Source organism: Candidatus Chloroploca sp. Khr17 (assembly GCF_004138165.1).
In the GTDB taxonomy this organism is placed as follows: domain Bacteria; phylum Chloroflexota; class Chloroflexia; order Chloroflexales; family Chloroflexaceae; genus Chloroploca.
Map to the genome: position 1 here is coordinate 1 of NZ_RYFF01000043.1, position 19,933 is coordinate 19,933.

Annotated in this window: 23 protein-coding genes; 11 read left to right on the top strand and 12 right to left on the bottom strand. The window is 59.9% G+C overall.

All coding sequences use genetic code 11. The features are described from left to right. Positions 1-417: 417 nt before the first annotated feature. The 7 genes from EKD05_RS19705 (at position 418) to EKD05_RS19735 (ending at position 6,862) form a co-directional block, all read left to right on the top strand. Positions 418-1,119: a TetR/AcrR family transcriptional regulator gene (locus EKD05_RS19705; protein WP_129676309.1), complete on the top strand. Its 702-nt coding sequence runs from the start codon at positions 418-420 to the stop codon at positions 1,117-1,119. After that, positions 1,119-2,072: an SDR family oxidoreductase gene (locus EKD05_RS19710; RefSeq protein WP_129676312.1), complete on the top strand. Its 954-nt coding sequence runs from the start codon at positions 1,119-1,121 to the stop codon at positions 2,070-2,072. The genes EKD05_RS19705 and EKD05_RS19710 overlap by 1 nt, the downstream gene beginning before the upstream one ends. Positions 2,073-2,223: 151 nt before the next feature. Next, positions 2,224-3,363 (top strand): acyl-CoA dehydrogenase, encoded by a 1,140-nt coding sequence (locus EKD05_RS19715; RefSeq protein WP_129676315.1) that lies wholly within the window; start codon positions 2,224-2,226, stop codon positions 3,361-3,363. Positions 3,364-3,594: 231 nt separating this feature from the next. Then, on the top strand, positions 3,595-4,086 hold the full coding sequence (locus tag EKD05_RS19720; RefSeq protein ID WP_129676318.1) for a hypothetical protein: 492 nt from the start codon (positions 3,595-3,597) through the stop codon (positions 4,084-4,086). Positions 4,087-4,093: 7 nt separating this feature from the next. Continuing rightward, positions 4,094-5,008, top strand: coding sequence for a DMT family transporter (locus EKD05_RS19725; RefSeq protein WP_129676321.1), 915 nt, complete (start codon positions 4,094-4,096; stop codon positions 5,006-5,008). Then, positions 5,005-5,934, top strand: a complete 930-nt coding sequence (locus EKD05_RS19730) for an MBL fold metallo-hydrolase (protein ID WP_129676324.1) — start codon at positions 5,005-5,007, stop codon at positions 5,932-5,934. Before EKD05_RS19725 ends, EKD05_RS19730 begins: the two co-directional genes overlap by 4 nt. Positions 5,935-5,938: 4 nt before the next feature. Then, positions 5,939-6,862 carry a LysR family transcriptional regulator gene (locus EKD05_RS19735; RefSeq protein WP_129676327.1) on the top strand — a complete coding sequence of 308 codons (924 nt, stop codon included), beginning with the start codon at positions 5,939-5,941 and terminating at the stop codon, positions 6,860-6,862. A gap of 390 nt (positions 6,863-7,252) precedes the next feature. Here the strand turns inward: EKD05_RS19735 and EKD05_RS19740 are convergent, their stop codons facing one another. After that, positions 7,253-8,383, bottom strand: coding sequence for a S9 family peptidase (locus EKD05_RS19740; RefSeq protein ID WP_129676330.1), 1,131 nt, complete (start codon positions 8,381-8,383; stop codon positions 7,253-7,255). A 298-nt stretch (positions 8,384-8,681) separates the two neighbouring features. Between EKD05_RS19740 and EKD05_RS19745 the strand changes: the two genes are divergently transcribed. After that, positions 8,682-9,308: a GyrI-like domain-containing protein gene (locus EKD05_RS19745; RefSeq protein ID WP_129676333.1), complete on the top strand. Its 627-nt coding sequence runs from the start codon at positions 8,682-8,684 to the stop codon at positions 9,306-9,308. Between the two features lie 101 nt (positions 9,309-9,409). Here EKD05_RS19745 and EKD05_RS19750 read toward each other — a convergent pair whose 3' ends face one another. The 9 genes from EKD05_RS19750 to EKD05_RS19790 all read right to left on the bottom strand — a co-directional run bounded on the left by EKD05_RS19750 (position 9,410) and on the right by EKD05_RS19790 (position 16,877). Then, a complete protein-coding gene (locus EKD05_RS19750) occupies positions 9,410-9,715 on the bottom strand; it encodes a hypothetical protein (protein WP_129676336.1) in 306 nt (101 codons plus the stop codon). 37 nt (positions 9,716-9,752) lie between these two features. Next, a complete protein-coding gene (locus tag EKD05_RS19755) occupies positions 9,753-10,442 on the bottom strand; it encodes a hypothetical protein (protein WP_129676339.1) in 690 nt (229 codons plus the stop codon). 280 nt (positions 10,443-10,722) lie between these two features. Next, on the bottom strand, positions 10,723-11,004 hold the full coding sequence (locus tag EKD05_RS19765) for a lasso peptide biosynthesis PqqD family chaperone (protein ID WP_129676345.1): 282 nt from the start codon (positions 11,002-11,004) through the stop codon (positions 10,723-10,725). Then, the gene (locus EKD05_RS19770; protein WP_129676348.1) at positions 10,997-11,566 is read right to left on the bottom strand and encodes a YkgJ family cysteine cluster protein; all 570 of its coding nucleotides are present in this window, start codon (positions 11,564-11,566) and stop codon (positions 10,997-10,999) included. The genes EKD05_RS19765 and EKD05_RS19770 overlap by 8 nt, the downstream gene beginning before the upstream one ends. Further along, positions 11,563-12,402: a sulfotransferase domain-containing protein gene (locus EKD05_RS19775; protein WP_129676351.1), complete on the bottom strand. Its 840-nt coding sequence runs from the start codon at positions 12,400-12,402 to the stop codon at positions 11,563-11,565. The genes EKD05_RS19770 and EKD05_RS19775 overlap by 4 nt, the downstream gene beginning before the upstream one ends. 16 nt (positions 12,403-12,418) lie before the next feature. Then, complete coding sequence (locus EKD05_RS19780; RefSeq protein WP_129676354.1) at positions 12,419-13,402, bottom strand: hypothetical protein; 984 nt, start codon at positions 13,400-13,402, stop codon at positions 12,419-12,421. An 85-nt stretch (positions 13,403-13,487) separates the two neighbouring features. Then, on the bottom strand, positions 13,488-13,652 hold the full coding sequence (locus EKD05_RS25940) for a hypothetical protein (protein ID WP_165360835.1): 165 nt from the start codon (positions 13,650-13,652) through the stop codon (positions 13,488-13,490). A gap of 72 nt (positions 13,653-13,724) precedes the next feature. Beyond that, on the bottom strand, positions 13,725-15,584 hold the full coding sequence (locus EKD05_RS19785) for an asparagine synthase-related protein (protein WP_129676357.1): 1,860 nt from the start codon (positions 15,582-15,584) through the stop codon (positions 13,725-13,727). A 684-nt stretch (positions 15,585-16,268) separates the two neighbouring features. Then, the gene (locus EKD05_RS19790) at positions 16,269-16,877 is read right to left on the bottom strand and encodes a cyclopropane-fatty-acyl-phospholipid synthase family protein (protein WP_165360836.1); all 609 of its coding nucleotides are present in this window, start codon (positions 16,875-16,877) and stop codon (positions 16,269-16,271) included. Between the two features lie 53 nt (positions 16,878-16,930). Between EKD05_RS19790 and EKD05_RS19795 the strand changes: the two genes are divergently transcribed. Then, a complete protein-coding gene (locus EKD05_RS19795; protein ID WP_129676363.1) occupies positions 16,931-17,131 on the top strand; it encodes a hypothetical protein in 201 nt (66 codons plus the stop codon). Between the two features lie 257 nt (positions 17,132-17,388). Here EKD05_RS19795 and mazF read toward each other — a convergent pair whose 3' ends face one another. Together mazF and EKD05_RS19805 are read right to left on the bottom strand one after the other, a co-directional pair. After that, positions 17,389-17,733 carry an endoribonuclease MazF gene (gene mazF, locus EKD05_RS19800; RefSeq protein WP_129676366.1) on the bottom strand — a complete coding sequence of 115 codons (345 nt, stop codon included), beginning with the start codon at positions 17,731-17,733 and terminating at the stop codon, positions 17,389-17,391. Continuing rightward, positions 17,733-17,975 carry an AbrB/MazE/SpoVT family DNA-binding domain-containing protein gene (locus EKD05_RS19805; protein ID WP_129676369.1) on the bottom strand — a complete coding sequence of 81 codons (243 nt, stop codon included), beginning with the start codon at positions 17,973-17,975 and terminating at the stop codon, positions 17,733-17,735. Before EKD05_RS19805 ends, mazF begins: the two co-directional genes overlap by 1 nt. 1,022 nt (positions 17,976-18,997) lie before the next feature. Here EKD05_RS19805 and EKD05_RS19810 point away from each other — a divergent pair. After that, positions 18,998-19,426 carry an Rrf2 family transcriptional regulator gene (locus EKD05_RS19810; protein WP_165360837.1) on the top strand — a complete coding sequence of 143 codons (429 nt, stop codon included), beginning with the start codon at positions 18,998-19,000 and terminating at the stop codon, positions 19,424-19,426. 85 nt (positions 19,427-19,511) lie between these two features. Continuing rightward, positions 19,512-19,925, top strand: coding sequence for a hypothetical protein (locus EKD05_RS19815; RefSeq protein ID WP_129676375.1), 414 nt, complete (start codon positions 19,512-19,514; stop codon positions 19,923-19,925). The last annotated feature ends 8 nt before the right edge of the window (positions 19,926-19,933 follow it).

The window sequence follows — 19,933 nt, forward strand, 5'->3', positions numbered from 1 at the left end:
TTTTTGCCCGTGGTATAGGCAAATTGCTGAATGGGTTTGATGCCAAACTCACGCAGAACCTTGCGCCATTGCGCACTAAGGTAGCTGTTCCAGCAATAAGGTATCGTGCCTAGCTCTACCTTCCTACCTTTAGGGCGATTGCATCTTCCTGCCGTGGCCGTAAACGGCTCGGCTTCTGGCCAGCAAAGGCCACCTCCATGGCCTGATCCAGCCGGCGAACGCCGGCTTTGCCATCCGTAGCCGAGCCGTTCACGGCGACGGTGGGGGCGGATGGGAGCGATCCGCGAGCCTGGCGGCACGCACCACCGAAGATGCAATCGCCCTGTTCCTACCTTCCTGGGGGCTTGACAAATGCGCCGACATGGTATTTACTTACAGTGTAAATAAACGCCGTTTATTTCTAAGGAGAGGCCGACGATGGCGAGAGCAGTCCGAGCGGCACGCGGCAACGGGGCCGCAACCGCGAACCAGATCAAGGTAACAGCGCGCGCCCAGATGGCGGCCCACGGCACAGCAGGGTTGTCGTTGCGCGGCATTGCGCGGGCGATGGCGATCACCGCCCCGGCGATCTACAACTATTTTCCCAGCCTCGACGATCTGATCACAGCGCTGATTATTGACGCCTTTACCTCACTGGCCGAGGCGACTGAAGCAGCCGAGGCAGCAGTTCGAAACCAGCCGCCGTTCGACCGCATGATGGCAATCTGCCTGGCCTATCGGCAATGGGCGATCAGCCATCCTACCGACTTTTTGTTGATCTATGGCAATCCTATTCCGGGCTATCAGGCCCCAGAGGAGCTCACCATCCCGTTGGCGCGTCGCCCCTTTCTGGGGCTCTTTCACCTCTTTGCAAGCACGTTTGAAGCAGGTACCTTGCAGATTCCCCCGAGCTACCAAGACCTTCCCGACGAGATGAGCACGGCCATTGCCGCGTGGAAGCGGAGCTCGGCAATAGAAATGCCCGACGCCCTGGTTGTGCTGCTGATGAGTGGCTGGGCACGGGTGCATGGGGCGATCATGCTCGAGATGTTTCACCATCTCCAACCGCTTGTCGGTGATGGGGAAGCCTTTTTTGTCCATGAGGTAACGGCTTTTGCCGCTCAGTTAGGAGTAAGGTGATGAGCACAGCAGCAACGCATGTTATTTTTGGCACCGGGCCACTGGGTCGTGCGGTGATGAACGAACTGGTACGCCGGGGCGAGCGGATACGAATGGTCAGTCGGAGCGGTCAGATGGCCGAAGTCCCTGAGGGGGTCGCGATCGTTGCCGGCGACCTCTACCATGCCGACTGTGTGCGCGAGGTCACGCAGGATGCGGCAGTCGTTTACCAGTGCGCCCAGCCGCACTACTGGGAGTGGCCCGAGAAATTCCCGCCCCTGCAAGCGGCGGTCATCACCGGTCTGACGGGCAGCCAGGCGCGCCTGGTCATCGGCGACAATACCTATATGTATGGCGATACGCGAGGCCAGCCATTGACCGAAGACCTGCCCTATGCCGCGCACACACGCAAAGGCAAGACCCGGGCCGCGATGAGCCAGGCCGCCCTCGAGGCGCATGCAACGGGCAAGGTGGCGGTTAGCATCGGGCGCGGCTCGGACTTCTTTGGCCCGTGGGTCACTGACTCGACCTTTGGTGAGCGGGTCTTTTCTCCGGCACTGCAAGGCAAAGCAGCGAGCTTCGTCGGCAAGCTCGATCTGCCGCATACCCCAACCTACATCGAAGACTTTGGGCGTGCATTGGTGATCCTTGGTGAGCACGACGAAGCGCTGGGCAAAGCCTGGCATGTGCCGAGTGATCGGCCCGCGTTGACCCAACGCCAATTTGCGCAACTGCTCTACTCTACCGTCGGTCACCCGATCAAGGTCAGTAGCGTGAACAAACCAATGATGGCGCTCGCCGGGCTCTTTATCCCTGGCGCACGCGAGAGCGTCGAGATGATGTACGAGTTTGAGCAACCCTTCGTTGTTGACGCGAGTCGCTTTACCGAGGCCTTTGGGATGGCGCCAACCCCGATCACCGAGGCGATAGAAGCGACCGTGGCATGGTATCGGATGCATCCTCAGCGCAGCTGAGGATGCATCCGGTGTGGTCAGGGTCAGGCAAGCATCGCCCTAGGCATAACCCCACGGCGTACCTAGGCTGAATCTGCGGTACAATAGAGACAGTCCGGGGCTGTTGCTTGCCCTGACCGATAGCGCTAGCGAAGTGGATGAGGAGTATACAATGAAGTTTCATCCGACTGACGATCAGCAGATGCTGCGTGAGATGGTGCGTCAATTTGCTGAGAAAGAGATCGCACCAACCGCAGCTCAGCGCGATGAAGAGGGTATCTGGCCCACCGATCTTGTGCGCAAGATGGGAGAGTTGGGCTTGATGGGTGTGGCTGTCAACGAGGACTATGGTGGTTCGGGGCTCGATTATATTTCGTATGCGATGGTGGTCGAGGAACTGAGCCGGGTTGACGCATCGCTCGGCGTGATTGCTTCGGTGAACAATTCGCTCGTCTGTTACGGGATCGAGAAGTTTGGCACCGAAGAGCAGAAGCGTGAATTGCTGGTGCCCCTCGCTTCGGGACAAAAACTCGGGGCTTTTTCGCTCTCTGAGCCGGGTGCTGGTTCCGATGCGGCCGCGCAGAAGACGACAGCGGTGCGCGAGGGCGATACCTATGTCATCAACGGGATCAAAAACTGGGTCACCAACGGCGATCACGCCGATATGATCATTTTGATGGCAATGACCGACCCGTCAAAAGGGGTCAAGGGCATTTCGGCCTTCTTGATTGACACCCACGAGCCTGGCTGCAGCATTGTCAAGGTGGAACACAAACTTGGCATTCGCAGTGCCCATAGCTGCCAGATGGCCTATGACAACTACCGCGTCCCGGTATCGCGTCGCCTCGGCGAAGAGGGCCAGGGCTTCAAGATTGCGATGACGATCCTCAATGCAGGGCGCATCGGGATCGCGGCGCAAGCGCTTGGCATTGCGCAGGGGGCGTACGAAGCGGCGCTTGGGTATACCAAGATCCGTGAGCAGTTTGGCAAGCCGATCCACGAGTTCCAGGCGGTTGGCTTTACGCTGGCCGATATGGCGACACGGATCAAGGCAGCGCGTCTGTTGACCTACGAGGCAGCCTGGCGCAAAGATAATGGCCTTGATTATGTCAAAGATGCCGCGATGTGCAAGCTCTATGCCTCAGAGACGGCCATGTGGGTGGCAACCAAAGCTGTTCAGTTGCACGGGTCGAACGGCTATTCCAAAGAATATACGGTCGAGCGCTTCTTCCGCGATGCCAAGATCACCGAGATCTACGAAGGCACGTCGGAGATCCAGCGCCTGGTGATCAGTCGCGAACTGGTGCGTTAAGCGGCGGCTTCGCCGCCCTCCAACCTCTTTTGCGCTGGTAAAAAGTCGGCAATGCCGACTTTTTACCAGCGCAAGGCATGGTTTCAGAGTAACGCTGATCCGGCCCTTCTGAAACCATGTCTTAAGAGGTGATTTCGTCGCCCGATAATCTATTTTTTGCGGGTAAAAAAGCCCGTGCAGCGGGCTTTTTTACCCGCAAAGGAAAAATAACCCCACCGGAAGGTGCTTCTCATGACCCTGTTTCTACTCAGCGGTGATCGTTATAACCTGAACGTGCGTTACCTGCCGCTGATGGCCTGGCTCTTTGTGGGCCTGGTGATCTACGGTGTGGTCGATATTGTCACACGCATGGTTGATGGCCGCGCTCCGGCTGATCTTGGTGGGTTGACCGCATTGGCGTTGCTGATCAGCCTCGGTCTGTTTGCGCTGCATAAAGGCGGCGAGATGGTGCTGGCTTCGTTTGACCGGGGCGGTGATCTGATCAGGATTCAGCGCTATGGGATGACCGGGCGGGTGGTGCTGGAACGTCCGTTCAGCGAACTGGTGGCGATGGATGTGCGCGTGTTGCGCCGTTCGCAACATCGGATTGAACTGCGCTTTCGTTCGGGCGAGCGGCTTCCGCTGACAACCTACTATGTGGTTACATTTAATTCTGGTGGTCTGAATCGCCTCGCCAGTCTGCTTGAGGTTGAGCCGACCCTGATTGCACCAGTCAAGCGTTGAGGTTGGAATGACAACCAGTGTGGTTTCGCCCGGACAGTTGCGTCTGGGCGTCATTTTTATTGCCATTGCGGCAACGCTGTGGGGCACCGTTGGCATTGCGACGCGGGCGCTCTTTCTTATTTCAGACGCCAATCCGCTGTCGGTGGGCTTTTTTCGGCTGGCCCTCTCTTCGCCAGTGCTGCTGCTGGCAACCTATGTGACGCTGGGACGGGCAGGATTGCGCATTCAGGGACGCGATTTCTGGCTGATGTTGGGGCTCGGTCTGTCGATGGCGCTCTACCAGGTGACCTATTTCGCGGCGATTGAGCGGCTTGGGGTGACGGTGGCGGTGCTGATCGCGCTCTGTACCTGCCCGGTGATGGTGGCAGTTCTGGCGGCCCCACTGTTGAAGGAGCGGTTGACGGCGACGGTCGGGATCGCGATGGTGCTTGCGCTGGTCGGGACGGTGTTACTGGTGGGCGGGGGGCCGGATCTGGGGCGCGACCGCAATCAGATGATGATTGGGGTGATGCTCGCGCTGGGTACCGGGCTTAGTTATGCGTTTGTGACGATGATCAGTCGTACACTGGCCCCACGGTACCATCCGTTGCAACCGATCAGCCTGGGTTTTACCGCTGGCGCGCTGATGATCCTGCCCTTTGCCCTCGCCGGTGGTCTTGTGCTCGACTATCCGCCCCTGGGCTGGTTGCTCTTGTTGCACCTGGGCTTGATTCCGACGGCCTTTGGCTATATCCTCTTTTTACGGGGGATGCGCACAACCAGTGCAACCGTGGCAAGCATTCTGACCCTGTTTGAGCCGTTGACTTCGACGATTCTGGCGTGGTGGCTCTTTCAAGAGCGCCTGGGGCCACTCGGTTTGCTCGGCGCGGCGCTGCTGCTCGGGGCGATGTTTATCTTGATGCGAGGGGATCGCACGTCATGACACTACAGCAATTATCGGGGCGCGTTGCCTACCTGCCCGGGGCCAATAACCTGGGGGTCATTGCGACTGGTGATGGTGGGGCCATCATTGTTGATAGTGGCATTGATAAGGATGCCGCACGCGGTTTGAAAAAGGCGCTGGTGGCAGCCGGGCTCACGCCACGGGCGATCATCAGCACCCATCATCACGCCGATCATGTCGGTGGCAATGCCTTTCTGCTCAAGCAGTACCCCGAGCTCCAGGTTTATGCGACGCCCTTCGAGGCAGCGTTGATCCAGCATCCGCTGCTTGAACCAATCTATCTCAGCGGTGGGGCGTGCCCACCAGCCTCCTTGCGGGGCAAATGGGTGCTTGCCCCTGGCTCGCCCGTTCACCACCTGCTCGACGAGTGGCAGACCGTCACCGCAGGGGCGAGGCGCCCCACCACGATCGCCGGGGTCGAACTTGAGTTGATCGGTTTGCCGGGGCATAGTCCAGCGCAGATCGGGGTCATTGTGGATGGCGTCTGTCTGGCAGCTGATGGCTTTTTTGGGCCGGCGGTGCTGGCGAAGCATGGCGGCGTGCCGTATACACACGATGTCGCAGCGCAACTGGCGTCGCTGGTAGCCCTTGCCTCCCTAGAGGCAGACTGGTTTGTGCCGGGGCACGGGGCGGTGGCGACACGGGCGGAGATCGGGGCGCACCTGGCCGCCAATGAGGTCGCCGTGCGCGGGGCCTCGGATCTGGTACGGGCGGCCCTGAATGAAGCAGGGGATCTGGCAGAGATCACCAGTCGCGTGCTCGGGATGATCGGGCACAGCCTCGCCGGAGTAGCCCAGTACGCTATTTTCAGCGGGGCCGTTGGCGCGCACCTGACCTATCTTGAGCAACAAGGCGAGGCTCGGCTTGAACTGATTGGTACCCGTTTGATCTGGTCGGCAGGCTAAACGCATGCTCAACACCTTTCACCTGCGCACCTTTCTGGCGGTCGTTGACACCGGCAGTTATTCGGCGGCTGCGCTGGCGCTGCACATGACCCAACCTGCGGTGAGCCAACAGATCCGTGCGCTCGAAGAGCAACTCGGCGCGATCAAGCTCTTTCGGCGGGTCGGCAAGCGCATGGTACCGACCCACGCGGGTGAAGAATTGCTCACCAATGCGCGGGATCTGGTGCAACTCGCCGAGCGGGCCGAACAAACCATTCTGGCCCTGAAAGGCCAGGTAGCGGGACGCGTAGTTGTCGGATGCACCGCCAATAGTGGCGAACGCCTCCTTCCCCGGCTGCTGGCCGATTTTCACACGCGCTTTCCTGCGGTTCACCTGGAATTGATCATCGCCCCGGCTGACACCTTGCTTGATGCGCTTGGTGAACGCGAGATCGCCCTGATCGTGTTGGAAGAACAGCAGCGACGGCGCGGCCTTGACATCGTCGGGTTGGGTAGCGAACCCCTGGTGGTGATCGGCGCAACCGGCAATCCGCTGCTCAAACAGGCCCAGGTTCCGCCGGGCATCTTGCGCGAACAGCCCTTGATCTTGCCGCGCCAGGGGTCGCCACTCCGCCGCACGATCGAAGAAGGGCTCCGCAAGCGAAGCGTCTTGCCGGCGGATCTGCACCCGGTGCTCGAAACCGATAGCCCCACCGGGGTGCTGCAGAGCGTACGAGCAGGGCTTGGCCTCGCCTTTATGCCCAAGATCTGCCTGCCCGGCCGCAGCGACGGCGTCGGCACCATCGACTTGGCCGGGCAACCGCTACACCAGGACTGGTTTCTCATCCGGATGCGGGAACGTGGTCAACCACGAGCCGTCCAGGAACTCTACGACTACATGCTCAGTCCTGTGGCCCGCACGATCCTGAGCAAGGCAGGGCTGACGTAGTAGTTTGCAACCGAAGTTTCCTGATGATTTGACGCAAAGGCGCAAAGGCGCAAAGGGTTTTGAGAACGCATCTGGATGCCAAGCGTGCGACGATTGGCTGTGCCAGAAGTGCAGCAGAAAACTTCGTTGACAGCCTAGTAGTAGTGTGTCAACAAAGTTTCCCGATAGCACCGCCGACCACGAATAACACGCACGAATAAACGAATAGCGCACCGCAACGCCCATATTCGTTTATTCGTGATCAGCATTCGTGGTCGGCGGCCCCCCCGCGCTCCCAGGGCGCACAGCCTTGTCATGCTGAGCGCAGCGAAGCATCTCTGCCATCGGGACGCCTGAGACCCTTCGCTGCGCTCAGGGTGACAACATGGCGGGAGTGCATATACAAATTGCTCAATTCTCATTGGGATCAAGCACACGCAGATGCTGATCAAAAAAGGCGAGCGAGCGTTCGAGATAGAGCCGCTCTTGTGCGCCGCTGAGGGTGTGCGGGCCACCTTCATAGAGATGGAGCGTGACATCTTTACCAGCGGCACGCAGGGTCTCGGCAATTGCGATGCTAGCCGAGCTCGCCACGGTTGTATCTGCCGTCCCGTGGTGCAGCATCACGGGGGCCTGCGTTGCGCCGAGATAGGTCAGCGGCGACACGCGGCGATACGCATCGGGGTCGCGTTCAGGCGGGAAGGGCCAGGTCTCGGTGCCCGGATCGCCACCGCTCTGCGCGAAGCGCCGAGCATAATCAACGGCGAGATCGGCCGGAGCCGGCGCATACACCACCGCAGCCGCAAGCTGATCACTGATTGTGAGCGCGGCAACCGTAATGGACGCCCCACGACTATGGCCCCACATACCAACCTTGCCCTCGCGGGCCATTGGCAGGCGCTGCACCAGCGGGATCAGGCTGAGCACATCAAGATAATACCCGGTATAAAAAGCATTTGGCCCCGTATCGCCACCGCCGTAACCCCGATAATCGGGGGCAACCACAAGATAACCACGCTGCGCGGCATAGTCGCTGAACACGCGGCTATCCATCCCCGGCTGATAGCGCTCGGGCGCAATATAGCCACGATTGGCAATAAGCACGGGGAACGGGCCGGTGCCATCCGGAAGATGCAACAGACCCGTAAGGCGTAGCCCGTCAACCGACGGATATGTGATGCGATACGTCGTATAACCAGGGCCGCTTGCATACCGCTCACCGATCACAAGCTCGCCCGCGCCATAGCTCAGCGCACGAAGATCGGGGATCGTCAACCCGGCCACCGGATCGGGCGTCGCCGACGGCGCAGCCGTCGCCGTCGGTGCAGCCGTCGCCGTCGGCGCTGGCGTGGTCGTTGGCGCAGCCGTCGCCGTCAGCGCGGCCGTCGCCGTCGGTGCAGCCGTCGCCGTCGGTGCAGCCGTCGCTGTCGGCGCGGGCGGTGCTGATCCAACAGGTTGACCTGTACAAGCTACCAGCATCGCAAGGCTCAGCAAAATGAGCAGCAGATAGCGGGCGCTCGCAAACCAACGATGAGAGAACATGCTCAAGGCAACAAATCCTGTCTATTCGATACTCACTGGGCAGATGATTGATTGTACCAAACTCACCAGCATTTGTGCGCTCGCACCTCACCGATCTTAGAGGCTGATGCAACGTCCCAGGAGGGTTAGATAAAGTCCGCAGATGACGCAGATGCGGACGCTCTCATCTGCGTCATCTGCGGACGATCGAAATGACGTTGCATCAACCCTGGTGTGGCTGGCTCTCAGGCTGATGTGGTATCATAAATGGACAACACCGACAGCGGATGAGCAGCATGAGGAAATAAGAGAAGAACCTATGCAGAAGATCGATCTCAAGAAAGAGTTGCAACAACTCTACCAGCCGTCAGCAAAGGAGGTTGTTCAGGTTGATGTGCCCACCATGAATTACTTGATGATCGATGGTGAAGGTGACCCAAATACTTCACAGGTATATGCAGATGCAATTGAAGCGCTATTCGCTGTTTCTTATGCCGTAAAGTTCATGATCAAGAAGGGGCCGCTAGCCATTGACTATGGCGTCATGCCGCTGGAAGGTCTCTGGTGGGCAGACGATATGGCAACATTTTCGGTCGAAGATAAGTCCAGTTGGAAATGGACGATGATGATTATGCAGCCCGACTTTGTCACCGTAGCAATGATCGACAGCGCCATAGCCGATGTGCGCAAGAAGAAAAATCCTGCCGCAATCTCACGCGTACGTTTTGAGCCTCTGGCAGAAGGCACATGTGCGCAAATTCTCCATCTCGGCCCATTCTCGGAAGAAGGGCCCACGATCGAGAAAGTCCATGCGTTTATTGAGGCCAGGGGCAAGCGAATTGGAAAACACCACGAAATCTATTTAAGTGATATCAGGAAAGCGGATCCATCAAAATGGAAAACTATTATCAGACAACCATTAGACCAGACCTCACAGGTCTGCTAGACCTGTGAGGTCGAGCCCGTGTCGCGCACATGGCGATCGAAGAAGAGCGGGGGGACACGACGTGTCGTGTCCCCCCCCCGCATGTTAGACACCACCAGCCACTACCGCTGGATCATAGGTAGATAGACCCTCGACGCCGTGGTCAAGGCAAACTGGCTGAGCACCACCAGGGCGTAGGTGCCCGGGGTGTTGACCGTCACTGCGTAGCTGTTGACCGCCCGATCCTGCACGGCCTGGGGTTGCACCAACCAGGTCGCGTCGGTCAACCGGGCGACCGAGAACTGGCCCTCGTCAGGGATCTGGCCCTCTACATAGCGGAAGGTCAGGCGCATATCCTGGTGGAAGGGCGCGTTGATCGGTCGGCCCTGGCGATCACGCAGTTGGAGCAAGGCCTGGCTCACGCGCATCCCATGGCTGGTCGATCCGGCGGAGCGATCCGGCGTATTACTCCTCCAGCCCAGTTATCTGGTCAAAGATCAGATCAGCGTAGTGAATACAGGCTATGCGCACGCTCTGCCAATCATGCCAGCGTGGAGCAAGGTTCTTGTACTCGACGAGATTGACATCATCCAGATCATATGGAAGTGGCTGTACAAGCTGAATTTGTAGCTGCTGCAAGGCCGATTCACCATTCGGCTGTGGGTACAAACTGTCAAAAGATCGCAGCGCCTCTACAAAGTTTTCTTCACCCATGTGTTCGGCAAGAGCAACAAAATCAAGATAATCACGGGTTGCGTTTCGCTTGAGGATGAGTATACCCTTGATTCGCAAAATTTCTGCTTCGGTAGGGAGGGTGATCGTTTCGCCACCGATTTCGATCTGATTCACATCCAGCGGTGCAGTTCGAATTAACTGACGTACACCAGTTTCAATACCGTCCAAGCTACCCAGAATTTGCACAGGGCGTGTGATCCGTGCAGTTTGCCAACCGGCTGCAGACTCGAGTTCGGCGAGTATCACATCGAACCGCAGCCGTAGATCGGTGATTACGTGGTCGGCGTCAGTAGATAGGCGGTGGTGCGCATAGACAGCCGAGGCCGTGCCACCTACCAACACTGCGTCTGGGAGAATACGTTGCAGATGGGCCGCAGCGGCAAGCACCCGTTCCCAATCAGGCAGATTTTCGTTGGGCATAATGATTCCAAAAGTGGTAACGCTGCGCGTATGGATCGGCGATGTAAACTGCGCAGACGCGCAACACTTTCTCCCGAACGGACGGATCCGTGAGAAGAGCCGTGCGCAAAGCAGCCCAATCCCGACGCTTGCCACGGGCAATAATGTCGTCAATTGCGGCCAGGGTGTACCCCTGGTGGGTAAGGTGACGATGGTTCATACATGTAGTATACAGCACCCAGAGCCTAGCGTGTAAAGGCCAGCTTCCACCATTGGGTGATGCGAGAGCAGGGCCGCAGCGTCATACCTCGGCCAGCAGCCCGTTGGCGGCCATGTCGTTCAAGACCGCCAGCACATCGGTCTCGCAGGTCTCCTGATCCACCGCGTACTTCTGCATCAACTGGCTGCAGAGATCGGCCACGGCCACGGGCTGCGCCAGCCGGTTCCAGATGTCCGCGCCGACCCGATCCAGGCTGTAGTAGACGCCCCGCTCCAGGTCCATCATCACCAGTTCGTCATCCACCGGGCTAGCCATGACATCCTCGGCACGCACCACGGTTGAGTCCAGCGTTAGCTCAGGCACGTTCGTTTCCTTTCATCTCTGTGCTTTCAACTACTCCCGGCTTGAGCCGAAAATTCCGATCTAGGCGCAATTGCAAGCTGGCATAATCGAGCAGAAAGGCAGCGTGTTGCCGACGCCATGCCGCATCTTGCGCATGCTGGGTCGCTTCCCAGGCACGAAACAGCTCCTTCAGCGATCCGTTGACTTCGCCGACCCGCTCACGCAGCTGCGCCCAGACCAGATCCGCCAGTTCTGTGGTCTGGGTGATGGTGACATGGGCTTGCTCCAGACTGATCTCGCCAGCATCGAAGCGGCGCAAAAGCTGACAGCGGAAGGCGTGGCAAATACTGGGTCGCCACTCCTGGTAGATGGTGCAGACGCGGTCATGGTGGTGATGGCAGGGCTGGGCAAAGCCCGTCCCGGTTTTGGTCGGCAACACGATGAAGCCGCCCGCCTCCAACCGCGCCAGATCATCCTCCGGCGTAAGCCGCGCCCACGCAAAGATCGTGCCGTCGCAGCAGAGGCCGCAGCGCACACAGAGGCCCTGAGCCGGAGAGGCGACAACAGGCGTCAATTCACTCATCCCATATACCCCAATCTGGCCATCACCGGCCCGTGATCCGCAACAATCCGCTCGATCTGGGCGGGCGTCAACTCCTCCTGCCAGCTTGCGGCCTGGCCGCGGCGGAAGAAGCGGGGCGCACCCATGAGCCGCTCCTTGAAACCGGCGGCTTCCTCTTGGGCCTGCAAACGGTCAAAGCGGGACTGGGTCAGGGCCGCAGCCAGCCGTTCTGCATCCACGGGCAGACCGGCCGCCTCTAGAATTCCGGCAAAGGTTGCTTCCGGGTCGGCGTGCAGATCCTCGTAGCGCACCAGATGCACGGGCAGATCGGTCTGATCCAGCCAACTGGTGACATGCTGGCTCCATGATCCCATTGGCTGGTGCAGTTGGGACGCAAGCCGATCCGGGCGGGTGGCGATGGCGTGATCCACAGTCCGCATTTGTTCAATGGCGGCGTCGATGCTCAAGTTGTAGTGGTTGGCATACGAGGGCGCTACGCCGCGGGGATCCCGCACAATGTAGACGGTGGCAGCGGTGGTCTCCGGCGGGAAGATAGATGCGCCGTCGGCGTTGCGCCGCCAGCGGTCATGCACTTTGATAAAGAGCGGCTCCGCGGCTTCCACGGCCAGTTGACGGTAGACATCCGGGCGGTAGCGCTCGATCTCGGCCGGCGTCAACTCCGACGCTTCCAGCCCGATGACGCGGTCGAAGAGGTCCCGGTTGCCCGCGTGCAGGCTCACATCCACCGCGTTGATGTCCAGTTCATCCCGCTCTGGATGGCTGTACGCAGTCAAGAAGAGGCGCACCCAGGTATTGCCCGATTTGGGGTAGGAGGCCAGCCAGACAAGGCGCTGCATATTCAATCTCCAATCTCTACTCTCTAATCTCACGGTGATTGGAGAGTAGAGATTGGAGATTGTTCGTGAAATCCACCTCCACCGCGTCGGCCAACTCCGTCAGCCGAAACTCCCCTTCCGGGCGACTCACGCGCACGATGCGCGCCTGGTTGGCCACGGCCACCGCGCGCTGAAAGTGCGCGCCGTGCAGCTCCATGCGCTTGACCACCAGTTTCTGCCAGGTGTGGTCGAGGAGGGCGTTGAACTTGCGCGCATCCCGCCGTTCTTCCAACACGATAGTGGGCTGGTTGTGGGTGGCGAGCACGTAGATGGCCGCCAGCCGCACCGCGGCCGTCGCCAGTGGGCCGGTGACCGGGACGACAAACTTCTCCAATTCCGGGCGCACCCGGGGCAGTCCCTCCGTGGGCTGGCCCAGCGCCGCCGCGCTGTCGGCCCACAGCTTGGTGATCTGCACCCCCGGCTCCACCCAGGCCACGCCGTCGGCGTCCAGCCGCACCGCGGCCAGGTCTTCGGCCAGCATGGGATAGCCCCGGCGCAGGAATTCGTTGAGCAGGGTGGATTTGCCCGCGCCGGAATGGCCCATAAAGAGGACTGCGCCCGCCGGAGTAACGATGGCGCTGGCATGGAGCGGCAGCAGCCCGCGCTGGTGTAGCAGCAAGGCCGCACCCGTACCCAGAAGCAGCAGTCGCACCATCTCGTCGTCGGCATCTGGCTGGCGTTCGACGAGGATCTCGTTGCCGCCGCGCACCAACAGTCGGGCCACACCGGGCAGGCCGAAGCGCGCCTCCTCCTTCGTTACCTGGCGTAGGGGGCCGGCGGCCAACGCAGAAGGCGGCGCGGGCGGCACATCGTCCCAACGCGCAACCACATCTGGCGCACGGTCTGGTGGCGCAGCGCGCAGCTCCGGGCAGGCCAGGGGCAGTTGCCAGATCAGGCCATAAGCGCGATGGCGGGCAACGCCGGAAAATTCGTGGGACGCAGTTGCATTGGGATTGGGCACGATAGACGGATACCTTTCACTTGGTTGGGTGGTTTGGCTCTCCTTTTGGATGCAGGAATCCTGCATCTAAAAGGAGAGAGTTCATCTATTTTGTCGCGGAACCACCATCACTGCCCGAACCAGTAGACTTTGTTGTATCCAGGCTGACGTGCAGGCGCTGGAGGGTGGGGCGTTGCCAGGGCTGGCGGGAGGTGGTCTGGGTGGGCTCCTCCTGCGGGGTGGTCATGGGTCGTTCGTGTTGCTCTTGCATGGTTTTTTCTCCTTTGGGTAAGCATGAAAAAAGGTTACGCGATGGAAACCGGCCGGCGGGAAGCCGGGCCGGTTATTCCCGGTTGAGAAATAGCCCGGCCAGCAGCCCGCGCAGCAGGATCGTCCCGGCGCGGTGGGTGGTCAGGGCGGTCGCCTCCCGCTGCACGTCGGCCCAGGCCCGGCGCATTTTGACCACATCCACATAGCTGTTGGCCGGGGCTGCGTTCACAGCAGCCAGCGCGTCTGCCACCTCGCCGGCGCTGGCCCGCAGCCGCCCAGCCAGGTCGGCGGATTGGCGGCCCCGCTTGCGGTTCAGCCGCACTTTGTCAGGCAGCAAGCCCGCCATGGACGCCCGCATCATCCAGCGATCCCCGCCGTCTGGGCTGTCGAAGATGGGGTCAGGCACGGCGATAGTATAGGCCATCACCCGCTTGTCCAGGGTTGGATCCCGCACCTCCAGCCCGGCGGCTGCGCCCTGCCGCGCCCACAGGTCGCCCACCCGATCCGCACCAGGCTGAATGATGCCGCAGCGTTTGTCCCGGGGACTGCGCCAGATCTCCGGCAAATCAATGTCCTTGCCCATCGCTGCGATACGCCGCTGGGAGAGGTCCATACGCCGGGCAAAGTCGGGGCGGATGGCCGCGCCCGCCCAATCCTGGCTGCGAGCGCGCCACTGCATCAATGGACGCAGCGCCCACAGGGGCAGAATGCGGCGGATGCCTTCCTTCATGCCTCCATTCCGGAACGCCGCCAGATGCGAACGCAATTCGGGCGCGCCGGTCCAACTCACGGTCGCGTTGCCCCCCTGCCCAGTGAGGAGCACACCCAACCCCAGGGCTTGCGCCTGATCCAGCAGGTCGGCGATCCAGAAGTAGTTGCTGGCGGCGTGGGCTGGTTCTGGCATCACCGCCAGGGTGCGGCGGATGCCCTGCATAGGCGTGACAGCCGCGCTGTCCAGGAGGATGTGATCCACATTCGCCCAGTGGGCCGCGGTGGCCGCGGCAAAGAGGGTCTCGTCGCCAAAGCCTTGGGGGCCGACGGTCTGGCTGGTGTCGTAGATGGGCACCGTGGTGAAGGCAGTGAGCCGTTTGCCCTGCTCGCCCAGGGCGCGGGCGGCCAGCGCAGTCACCGAGCCGGAATCCAGCCCACCGCTGAGGGTGACGCCCACGGGCCGGTAGCTGCGCAGCCGGTCACGCACGGCCCGGTCGTAGATTTCCAGAAAGCCCTGCACGTAGTCGTCCCGGCTGGGCAGGCGCAGCTCAGGCGTCTCCTCCAGCCGCCAGTAGCGCCAGACCCGCGTGCCCTGGGGCATGACGGTCATAGCGTGGGCGGGGGGCAGGCGCTGGATGTCCAGGTCGATGGTCTGGGGGCCGTGGTAGGCGGGCCAGGAGATAAGCACCTGGGCCAGGTAGAGTTCGTTGAGCCGCCGCGGTGCGCCGATGGCGTAGAGGGCCTGGGGTGCCGAGGCAAAGGCGAACTGCTCGCCCTGCTGCCAGTAGACCAGGCTGGTATTGCCGTGGTGGTCGCGAGCCAGGAAGAGCTTGCGTTCGTCGGGATGCCAGACCGCGAAAGACCAGTCGCCCAGCAAGTGATCCGGGCATTCCTCGCCCCACTTGAGGTAGGCGCGCAGGATCAGATCGCTGTCGGGCGTGGTGGGGCGGTCGGTAGGAGGAATGGCGAAGTAGTCGCAAAGCTCGTCCCGGTTATCAATGCGCGCCTCTGCGGTGATCGCCAGGCGGGCATCGGCCACCCAGCGCGGCAGCCGCTCGTACACGGCTTCCGGCGTGTTGAAGAGCAGGCGCTGGCCCAGGCCGCAGTGCGCGTCATGCCAGAGGCCGCCGCCGTCTGGTCCCCAGTGGGCCAGAGCCGCGTCCATGGCAGCCAGTTTCTCAGGCAGGGCGGATGCGCTCAAAGATCCAAAGATGCCGCTCATTGTTGTCCTGACGAGGCCTGATGAGAATACAAACTCGGTTCATGGGAATTGTTGGGGACGTCCATATATTATAGCGCATCTCTTCTCAATATGTGGCGGGCAAACAAGCAGGGCGATTGCATCTTCGGTTCGTGGGGCCGCTCTGCTCGCGGATCGCGCTCATCCGCCCAGACCGTCGGCGTCAACGCCTCGGCTATCGCGTGCAAAGCCGACCTTCGTCGGCTGGATCAGGCCACGAAGGTGGCCTTTGCTGTCCATGAGCCGAGCCGTTCACGGCCACGGCAGGAAGATGCAATGGACCTAGGCAAGCAAGCAAGCTTTGCGGGAAAAGTTCGGAGCGCAAAACAGGGCACCAGCGAGCAGGGGCCATGGGGCGCAGATACCAAGCCCTGTTATCCCGTCTCCTTCAAAATCCATAGCCAACCCGGCGCAGCGACGACCGTAGCATTGAGCATACCCGTCATGCCGCCCTCACGACAGGGCAGCGAACAAAACGTCACTTTTCGCATGAGCAAAGGGGCACCGCCAGGGCCAGGGCACCCCTTGCGGGTGCCCTGGCCCTGGCCCTGGCCCTGGCCCCTGCCGGGCCGGGGGCACCCGCAACGGGACGGGCACCCGCAACGGGACGGGCACCCGCAACGGGACGGGCACCCGCAACGGGACGGGCACCCGCAAGGGGGGCCCCTACTGCATGCGTTTGTTCGCAAAAAGTCGCGATGCTCGACCATCGCGATTCGAGTAGAGCGCAATGCCATTGCCCCACTGATCCGGGTACCGTCCTTTTTGGGCAAAAACACCTTGAGCGACAACGGTTTCGTGGCACGTAGGATTGTTGTAAATGATGACCAATTCCCGCTCGACCTCATGAACAGACCGCATCAGGGCCTGAACGACCGGTCGCATCACGCTTACGGGAAAGGGATTATACAAATAGACGATGTTGTACGCGTCATAACCGGAGAACATTGATGCATCACCATGGAATACGTTCACCCGCTCTGCGTTTAACCGTTTGAAATTTCGCGTGGCGATGGCGGCGATCGGTTCCGACAACTCGATGCCGTCCACGCGCACGAACGGGAAAGCAAGCATCGTTCGCAGTGCACTTCCCTTGCCGCACCCGATGTCAAGAATTGCATCCTTCGGCGTAATCTTCAAATCGGTCAAGATATGCTTGAGGTATTTGTTGCCAGAAGGAGAAGATCCAAATGCGGAAAGTGGATCAAGGCCTGCCTCTTCGGCGCGTAGCGTGGTCAAGAAATCCAACCCATAAAGCCTGTCGGCGAAGATCATGACGGCACGTGCCACGTTCGATGGAGTACATGATATAAGCTTCATATGCTGGTGTGAAATCTGTTCCATTCATCGCGCAGTTGCGCCACATGTTCGCGGGTGATCCGTTCGATCGCCCGCAACTCAAGATTGTACCATACGCATTGCTGATGTGGGCCATCGAGAACGAGGCGCTCGTGCCACCCAACGCATGGCTGATGTGGGCCGGGCCGTCCGAGAACGAGGCGCTCGTGCCACCCAACGGACACCGTTAGGTGCGCCGCTGGCGGGCGTGGTGAGGGCACAAGCGTCAACTGGCTGGACGCGCCAGCAAACTGCGAGGCGCCGCCCGATAGAACGAAATGCGTTGCTGGTCTACCAGAACGACGCTGGAGCAAAGGGAGCGACCAGGGGTCGGTAATAGGCGCTTGCGGTTTGCGGGGAACTTGCGCCCAGGTCAAGAATGCGCCAGCGGCGTCAGGCTGCACAGCGATGTTCGGTGGCAGGTTAAGTAGTTTTTCATAGATATTGCCTACTGTAGCGATATCGCTACGAGTGTGGAGAGTTTTTGGAGTACTTCTGTGATAACTGATTGGGGTGATTGACAGGCAAATTGAGCATTCCGACTTCTCCAATCAAGGCTCTTGACTTGATCAGATAAAACAACACCGATTACTGGGAGATCTTTTGGTAACGCCACTTCAAATGGATACCCTTTGATTTGACTCGTAATTGGGCAGAAGATAGCAAGACCGACCTTGCCATTATAACTGGATGGTGAGAGAACAATTGCTGGACGCCTGCCTGCGTGCTCTGAACCTGCTTGGGGATTGAAGGTGAGCCAAACAATATTGCCTCGATCCGGAACGTACGACATTACCACGCCTCATTTCCTTCTGGTCTCCCGGTGTTCTGTTCGCCGTGGAGATTGTCGTGAGTAATATCGGCGAGCAATTCCTCAAGTGAATAGGTCGGAAGCGGGAGAGGCGCAATAACAAGTTTTCCTTCCACAAGCGAAATCTCGACTGGCGTCTCGTCGGTGAGGCCGATCTCTATCGCAAACGATTTAGGGATTCGAAGGGCAAGACTGTTGCCCCATTTTTGAACGCGGCTCTGCATAGCCCCTCCTTATGTATATACAAAGAGTATACATTTGCTCTTTGATCTTGTCAAGTAATTGCACGATGCGTACATGTGCTGCCGCCGAACGCCGGCGCTTCAGCTGCGCCGCTGGCGGGCGTGTGAAGCGACCCTGGCCGCGAGAGAGACGAGCGCCAGCAAACTGCGAGGCGGTGCCCGGTGGATCGAGTGTCACCTGGAGCGCCAGGACGACGCAGAGGAAATGCGGCGCTGTCGAGGTCGGTAATAGCCGACCGTAGTTTGCGGGTAAAACGAGTCCAGGTTAGGGCCGCGCCAGCGGCGTCAGATGCACAGCGAGGTTGGACAGCTGCCGCGCTGCTCACGGCGTTGTTGTCAGGGCAGGGCGCATGGAACCTTTCTTCCAGACTCCTGGCTACTTCGGCAGCGGATGTGACGAGTTTCTCTGCGGATTGATCCTGGTCGCGCTCATCTTAACCATAGTGATCGTGCTATATTGGCAACGCTTCTAGGGTATGGCTCAGGCCGACGCAGCGCTGATGCTCGCGCTCCTCCGAATCGTGCTTGGCGGGAGTTGCGCCTTGGCATGGGTCTCATTTATCAACGGTGTTTCGCACCTTGGCGCATGAGCGGGTAGGTGGATATGCGCACGGGGCGAGGCTTTGGGAAGTCACCTACGATGATCGATGATGAAATCTGGTACGGTTTCTTTCTGGGGAGCGGCGTACTTGGTGGGTTGGCGGGCTCAGCGCTGACGGCGCGCTTGTGCTAGAGCAAGCCGCCGAACGGATAGCTGTCACCTGCGCCGCTGGCGGCATTTCTAGATCGGGATCACGCACAAGCTGCACCAACATTTCAAAAGCGCGCCCAGGTTTCGCGCTGCGCCAGCGGCGTCCGTGGGCAAGACGTGGTTGAGCAACGGCAGAACACCGTAGCTGAGGGCAGATCGCTGGGGTATGCTGAGAATTTTGCAACGCCCCCTTGACAACACGATAAATTCAATATATACTAGCTATAGTTTAGGAACTGAACTTGGGAGATCGATGAGCTATTCCCTGGCCTTTTCACAGGCAATCGTGACCGTCCTCTTTGTCGCCGACAAAGTCGAACAAGGGCACTTCGACTTTGTCCCCACCAAAGAACTGGCCGGCGCGCTGAATATTGCCTGGCCAACGGCTGTGAAGCTGCTGGGCAACCTCGCCAGATCCGGGATTATCGAAACCCGAGAGGGTGCCCGAGGTGGCGTACGCCTAGCCGTGGCGCCAGATACGGTCACGCTCCTCGATGTGTTTCATGCCATTGAATCGGGCAAACTGCTGTTTCGCCATGACCTGGATCTACGGGTCACCGGCACCAAACCCAGCCGCGCCCAGGCTGCCATGCTAACGATCCTGAATGACGCCGAGGCGGCGATGAAGCAGCGTCTGGCACAAACGACGATCGCCGACCTCTTGGCGGAGATCAACGCATAAGTCCTTTTTTTTGCGGATAACTATATATTATATATATACAGTTTAATATTTAGGTAGTGATCAGTCAACACAAGGAGCGCAAGTCATGCGGAAATTCACGGTACTCTTACAGGTCATCGGCGTCGTACAAATCGTGCTGGGCGTGCTGTATCTATTTGTCCCACTCCAATTTGTGTCGCTGCTGGGGCATTCCCTCCCGCCGGCGGACATCGCCTATCCGCTGGGCATGCTGGCAGCCCGGTTCCTAGCCTATGGCGTCGGGATGTTTGTGATTGCCCGCGCACCGGAACAGCACCGGTTCTGGATAACGAACATGATCTTTATTCAAGCGGTGGATCTGGCAGTCGGCCTGTTCTATACCGCAACCGGCGTGGTCGGGATCGCGCTTTCAGGCTTGCCAATGTTCAACGCCACGCTGTTCATCATCCTGCTCACGCTGTGGCGACCGAAGGTTTCCCCATCGTCACTGGGGTCGAGCAACCTGGAACTGGGCGCTTAGTGCCCTAC

Bases quoted from the DNA above. Each gene is read 5' to 3' on its own strand.
- EKD05_RS19810 (WP_165360837.1), top strand. From the start codon at position 18,998: ATGAGCTATTCCCTGGCCTTTTCACAGGCAATCGTGACCGTCCTCTTT.
- EKD05_RS19705 (WP_129676309.1), top strand. From the start codon at position 418: ATGGCGAGAGCAGTCCGAGCGGCACGCGGCAACGGGGCCGCAACCGCG.
- EKD05_RS19725 (WP_129676321.1), top strand. From the start codon at position 4,094: ATGACAACCAGTGTGGTTTCGCCCGGACAGTTGCGTCTGGGCGTCATT.
- EKD05_RS19815 (WP_129676375.1), top strand. From the start codon at position 19,512: ATGCGGAAATTCACGGTACTCTTACAGGTCATCGGCGTCGTACAAATC.
- EKD05_RS19785 (WP_129676357.1), bottom strand. From the start codon at position 15,584: ATGAGCGGCATCTTTGGATCTTTGAGCGCATCCGCCCTGCCTGAGAAA.
- EKD05_RS19745 (WP_129676333.1), top strand. From the start codon at position 8,682: ATGCAGAAGATCGATCTCAAGAAAGAGTTGCAACAACTCTACCAGCCG.
- EKD05_RS19715 (WP_129676315.1), top strand. From the start codon at position 2,224: ATGAAGTTTCATCCGACTGACGATCAGCAGATGCTGCGTGAGATGGTG.
- EKD05_RS19735 (WP_129676327.1), top strand. From the start codon at position 5,939: ATGCTCAACACCTTTCACCTGCGCACCTTTCTGGCGGTCGTTGACACC.
- EKD05_RS19750 (WP_129676336.1), bottom strand. From the start codon at position 9,715: ATGCGCGTGAGCCAGGCCTTGCTCCAACTGCGTGATCGCCAGGGCCGA.
- EKD05_RS19805 (WP_129676369.1), bottom strand. From the start codon at position 17,975: ATGCAGAGCCGCGTTCAAAAATGGGGCAACAGTCTTGCCCTTCGAATC.
- EKD05_RS19775 (WP_129676351.1), bottom strand. From the start codon at position 12,402: ATGCAGCGCCTTGTCTGGCTGGCCTCCTACCCCAAATCGGGCAATACC.
- mazF (WP_129676366.1), bottom strand. From the start codon at position 17,733: ATGTCGTACGTTCCGGATCGAGGCAATATTGTTTGGCTCACCTTCAAT.
- EKD05_RS19790 (WP_165360836.1), bottom strand. From the start codon at position 16,877: ATGATCTTCGCCGACAGGCTTTATGGGTTGGATTTCTTGACCACGCTA.
- EKD05_RS19755 (WP_129676339.1), bottom strand. From the start codon at position 10,442: ATGCCCAACGAAAATCTGCCTGATTGGGAACGGGTGCTTGCCGCTGCG.
- EKD05_RS19710 (WP_129676312.1), top strand. From the start codon at position 1,119: ATGAGCACAGCAGCAACGCATGTTATTTTTGGCACCGGGCCACTGGGT.
- EKD05_RS19720 (WP_129676318.1), top strand. From the start codon at position 3,595: ATGACCCTGTTTCTACTCAGCGGTGATCGTTATAACCTGAACGTGCGT.
- EKD05_RS19770 (WP_129676348.1), bottom strand. From the start codon at position 11,566: ATGAGTGAATTGACGCCTGTTGTCGCCTCTCCGGCTCAGGGCCTCTGT.
- EKD05_RS25940 (WP_165360835.1), bottom strand. From the start codon at position 13,652: ATGCAAGAGCAACACGAACGACCCATGACCACCCCGCAGGAGGAGCCC.
- EKD05_RS19740 (WP_129676330.1), bottom strand. From the start codon at position 8,383: ATGTTCTCTCATCGTTGGTTTGCGAGCGCCCGCTATCTGCTGCTCATT.
- EKD05_RS19730 (WP_129676324.1), top strand. From the start codon at position 5,005: ATGACACTACAGCAATTATCGGGGCGCGTTGCCTACCTGCCCGGGGCC.